The organism is Bradyrhizobium sp. WSM4874, from assembly GCF_055811835.1.
Map to the genome: position 1 here is coordinate 1 of NZ_JBVVPR010000113.1, position 4,279 is coordinate 4,279.

1 protein-coding gene and 5 pseudogenes are annotated in these 4,279 nt (G+C 61.9%); 4 read left to right on the forward strand and 2 right to left on the reverse strand.

Going from position 1 to position 4,279, the window contains the following annotated elements; translation table 11 throughout:
• From AC0L3P_RS39310 to AC0L3P_RS39320, 3 pseudogenes are all read left to right on the forward strand, one after another.
• Positions 1–261: pseudogene (locus AC0L3P_RS39310) on the forward strand (ISL3 family transposase); the annotation flags it as partial.
• A 64-nt stretch (positions 262–325) separates the two neighbouring features.
• Positions 326–841 (forward strand): annotated as a pseudogene (locus tag AC0L3P_RS39315) (transposase); the annotation flags it as partial.
• A gap of 93 nt (positions 842–934) precedes the next feature.
• Positions 935–1,459 (forward strand): annotated as a pseudogene (locus AC0L3P_RS39320) (hypothetical protein); the annotation flags it as partial.
• 321 nt (positions 1,460–1,780) lie between these two features.
• Here the strand turns inward: AC0L3P_RS39320 and AC0L3P_RS39325 are convergent.
• Together AC0L3P_RS39325 and AC0L3P_RS39330 are read right to left on the reverse strand one after the other, a co-directional pair.
• Positions 1,781–2,104, reverse strand: a pseudogene (locus AC0L3P_RS39325) (ABC transporter ATP-binding protein); the annotation flags it as partial.
• Between the two features lie 44 nt (positions 2,105–2,148).
• Positions 2,149–2,391 (reverse strand): annotated as a pseudogene (locus tag AC0L3P_RS39330) (IS256 family transposase); the annotation flags it as partial.
• Between the two features lie 269 nt (positions 2,392–2,660).
• On the opposite strand from AC0L3P_RS39330, the gene AC0L3P_RS39335 reads away from it, so the two are divergent.
• The gene (locus AC0L3P_RS39335) at positions 2,661–3,878 is read left to right on the forward strand and encodes an IS110 family RNA-guided transposase (RefSeq protein WP_473309375.1); all 1,218 of its coding nucleotides are present in this window, start codon (positions 2,661–2,663) and stop codon (positions 3,876–3,878) included.
• Positions 3,879–4,279 lie beyond the last annotated feature (401 nt).

Genomic DNA, 4,279 nt, shown 5'->3' on the forward strand with positions numbered 1-4,279 from the left:
CTGCCGCTGGCGGGGCGGCCGGTTCGCCTGGTGATCGTGGCGCGCCGCTTCCGCTGCGTTACTGTTATGTGCGGTCGACGTATTTTCACCGAGCGTTTCGATGACGGCGCTCTGGCGCCGTGGGCGCGGCGAACGGCCCGGCTCGATCTGGTCGTCCATCACCTTGGGCTTGCCTTGGGTGGCCGCCCGGCCGCGAGTTTTGCCCGTAGACTTATGCTGCCCGTGAGCAACGATACGTTACTTCGGGTGGTTCGAAGGCGGGGCTGCCGTCAAAGGACTGCATCGCATCAACGTCAGAAACAACAACGGCGATCCCGACGAGGCCATTCTCGAGATCCGATATCGCAAGCTTCGCGTCCTGCCGCCGATCGGAAAGCAGAAGCGCTATCCCGCGCTGACCTTGACGGTGATCCATGCCGAAGAGCGCGGGACGCCGAAGAATAGAAAGAAAATCGAGTGGAAGCTGATCACAAATCTGCCTGTTAGCTCCCGCACCGACGCCATTGAGAAGCTCGAATGGTATGCTTTGAGATGGAAGATCGAGGTGTTCCACAAGATCCTCAAATCAGGCTGCAAAGCTGAGGAATCAAAGCTCAGGACCGCCCAGCGTCTGACCAATCTGATCTCGCTCTTTTGCATCCTGAGTTGGCGGGTCTTTTGGATGACGATGCTCAACCGTTCGGCTCCAGACGCGCCGCCAACCCTCGCGTTGACCGCGACTGAAATCGGCGTGCTCGATCGCCTCGTGAACGACAGACCAAAAGCAAGACGGAAAACGCTGTCGCACTATCTGATCAAGGTCGCCCGGCTCGGCGGTTATCTCGCCCGCGCCAGCGATCCGCCACCCGGCAATACCGTCATGTGGCGCGGGCTGTCACGTCTCACCGACATAGCGCTAGGTGTCATGGTCGGAGGAGAATCTGTGGGTAATTCCTCACCGGACGCTTACGTTCGCGCCAGCGTCAATGAAATATATGCCCGCCTGGATCCGGTCGCCTTACTGCGCGATATCCGAGCCATGCAGGAGAAGTTGGCCAGTCTCACCGCCGCCGCCCCAGCAAGCCATCCAACTGCGGCGCCACCGATCGAACAGTTTTTGTCGAGCTTGCGAATCGCGTGGAAAGAAGGAGCGGTCCGCCGGACCGACAGGCCAATTGCGAAGCCGAAGCGTGAGCGACGACGCCCTGATCCGCTCGTCAAGGCTACGCCACAGCTGCGCGAATGGTTCGAGGCCGAGCCGTGGCGAACCGGCAGCGAACTCCTTTGCAAGCTTCAGGCAGAATGCCCTGGGCTTTACCCGAGCAAAGTACTCCGAACTCTTCGAAGTCGTCTCAAATCGTGGGGCAGCGAGCAATCAAGCGCACTGTTGTTTAGCTCCCGGGAAAACGCAGCACAAACCCACGTGATCGACACATCACTGGAAAGCCCGCCGCTGCTGGATAAAGGAACGGCGGCGTGAAGTAGACCTGTGATCGACCGTGCTCAATGCTGGCGCTTTGCGCCACCGCCTTCGGCGGCTGGCGGCCTTGACCACGCCCGATCACCGGTCTGGTGGCTTTGCAAGCGCTCGGTCGAGGACCGAGCGCGCCGATGTCGCGCTCGAAATGCCCACCAGCTGTGCGAGCGGCTTCCTTCGCTCCCTGGTAGGAGCAAAATAGATGAGGCAACAATAGGTCTACCGGGAACATCGCTACATGCGGCAATACGCCATCCTGCTGCACTGTCGCGACGATCAGGGCCATCCGCTGCTCGGACTGCCACCAAGGACCCCGAAACCGGGCAGATCGCGCAGGATTTCGAATACTTGCATGGTCGAGATGGAATCGAGGCTGCCGGTCGGCTCGTCCGCAAGGATGACCCGCGAGTCGTTCGCGACCGCGCGAGCCACAGCTACCCTCTGACGCTGACCGCCGGAGAGTTGATCTGGACGTTTGCGCAGATGATCGCCTAGCCCGAAGGAGTTGAGCAGTTCCATGGCTCTAGCCGACATCGCTGCTTGAGAAAGCTTGCCAAGTGCACGCATCGGCAGTGCGACATTTTCCGTGATCGAGAATTCCGGCAGCAGGAAATGAAACTGAAATACAAAGCCGAACTGGGTCAGCCGCATATGGCCGAGCTATCGCCAATTTTTGGTGACGAGCGGGCCGGTCAGGCGGCGGCGGTTATGGGCTGACGGTCAGTCGGTTTAGCGACGACCTCGATCCCGTCGTTGAATGTCACACCAAGAGCGAGTTTTGGCAACTGGTTGTGGCCATCGAGACGACGCCAGCTTTTGTGCGCGGCCTCAAGCAGTTTGAAGACCATCGCGAGCGCCGTCCTGTTGGATAGGCAGCCTTTCGATCGGATGGTGCGGTGGCGCACGGTGGCGAAGGTGCTTTCGATGGGGTTGGTAACCGGTATGAGAGTTTCTCGGTGCCGATGTTCCGCTGCGATATTCAAGATCGTAGCGTATGGTGCGACCATCGGGACAGAGGCACCGGGAGCACGAAAGGTACGGGCAGGCCGATGCATTCGATGAGCCGCGAGCTCGAGTTAGTAGCTGGCCGCCTCTGCGACTCGCCCGGTTGCGCTGAGAGCGCGAATCCGTAGTTGTCGTGTCGCCCGTAGCTCCCGTCTTGTGGTCTGATTGGCAGGAGGTGCGAATGCGACGGGTGATTGGCATCGACGTCCACCGAACTTTCGGGGAGGTGGTGGTTTGGGAGGATGGCAGGCTCCGACATGCGGGCCGCATTGATATGACGCGGACTGGGTTGGAAGGATTTGGCAAGACCCTGCTGGCCAGTGATGAGGTGGTGGTCGAAGCGACTGGCAACAGCATGGCGGTATCGCGGGTTCTGGCCCCGTTCGTGGCACGGGTGATTATCGCCAATCCGCTGCAGGTGAAGGCGATCGCCCAGGCTCACGTCAAGACCGACAAGATTGATGCCGGCACGCTCGCCAGTCTCCAGGCGGCCGGGTACCTGCCGCAGATCTGGACGCCTGACGCGGAGACGGAACGCAAGCGTCGGCTGGTGGCGCGGCGCTACCAGGTCGTGCGGCATCGCACGCGGCTCAAAAACGAGGTGCATTCGATCCTGCACGCGCACCTGATCCCGAAGTGCCCGCATGCCGATCTTTTCAACGGCCGCGGCCGGACGTGGTTGGTCGCCCAACCGTTGCCGGACGATGAGCGCGCAGCGATCGATCGGCACGTGCGCGAGCTTGACCGGCTGGCGGAAGATCTGGCCCTGCTCGACCGCGAGATCGCGCAGGACGCCATAGACGATTCCGCGGTCAACAGATTGATGACGATCACCGGCGTCAACTTGGCGGTCGCTGCCGGCATCATGGCGGCGATCGGCGACATAAGCCGGTTCAACAGCCCGCAGAAGCTGGTGAGCTATTTTGGGCTGAACCCGCGGGTGCGGCAATCCGGACTGGGCGCCGCTCATCACGGCCGCATCAGCAAGATCGGCCGCAGTCACGCGCGCGCCATGCTGGTCGAGGCGGCCTGGGCAGCGGCCAAGGCGCCCGGTCCGCTGCATGCGTTTTTCGTGCGCATCCGCGCCCGGCGCGGCCATCAGATCGCCGCGGTGGCCGTGGCCCGGAAGCTCACCGTGCTTTGCTGGCATTTGTTGACGAAGGGCGAGGATTACCTGTGGGCACGCCCGGCACTGGTCGCCATCAAGACCCGCGCGATGCAGCTTCAAGCCGGACATCCGCAACAGAAAGGCAGCCGACGTGGGCCAGCGTATGCCTACAACATCAAGGCATTGCGCGACCGCGAGATGTTGATTGCCGCACAGGCGGAGCAAAGCTACGAGCGCTTGGTGACGCAATGGAAACCACGGCGGCCAAAAACCGGCGCGCGGGCGCCTCAGCTCGGCAAGACAAAATAGGGCAGCCTGGTGGCGCTTGCAGCCGATGCGCCACGCTTCGCCACGAGGTCGCCCGCGCCCGCCGAGGGTAATCCCGTCTGACGGCAAGTGCCAGCCAGGAATGCAGTCCCGTTCCACGCCAGCATGCCGCCGTGCTCGGGCCAGTCAAGGCCAAGCCTTGCGGTGGCCGCAAACGCGGCCAGCCTTGACCGCCCCTGCGCGCGGCGGCTCGAGATCGATGGCCGGGACGGAAGAATGACCCGCGGCGCAGCCGAACAAAAGAATCGACGTAGCGATGTCTGCAATCGTCATCTCGGTCACGAAAAAAATCGCTTGTCCATCTCATCCGTCGTCCGCAAGTGTTTCCAGTGCTCGGCCGGGAAGTCATAGAAAGCCAGCAGCGTGTCCCGATCCTTGTTCAG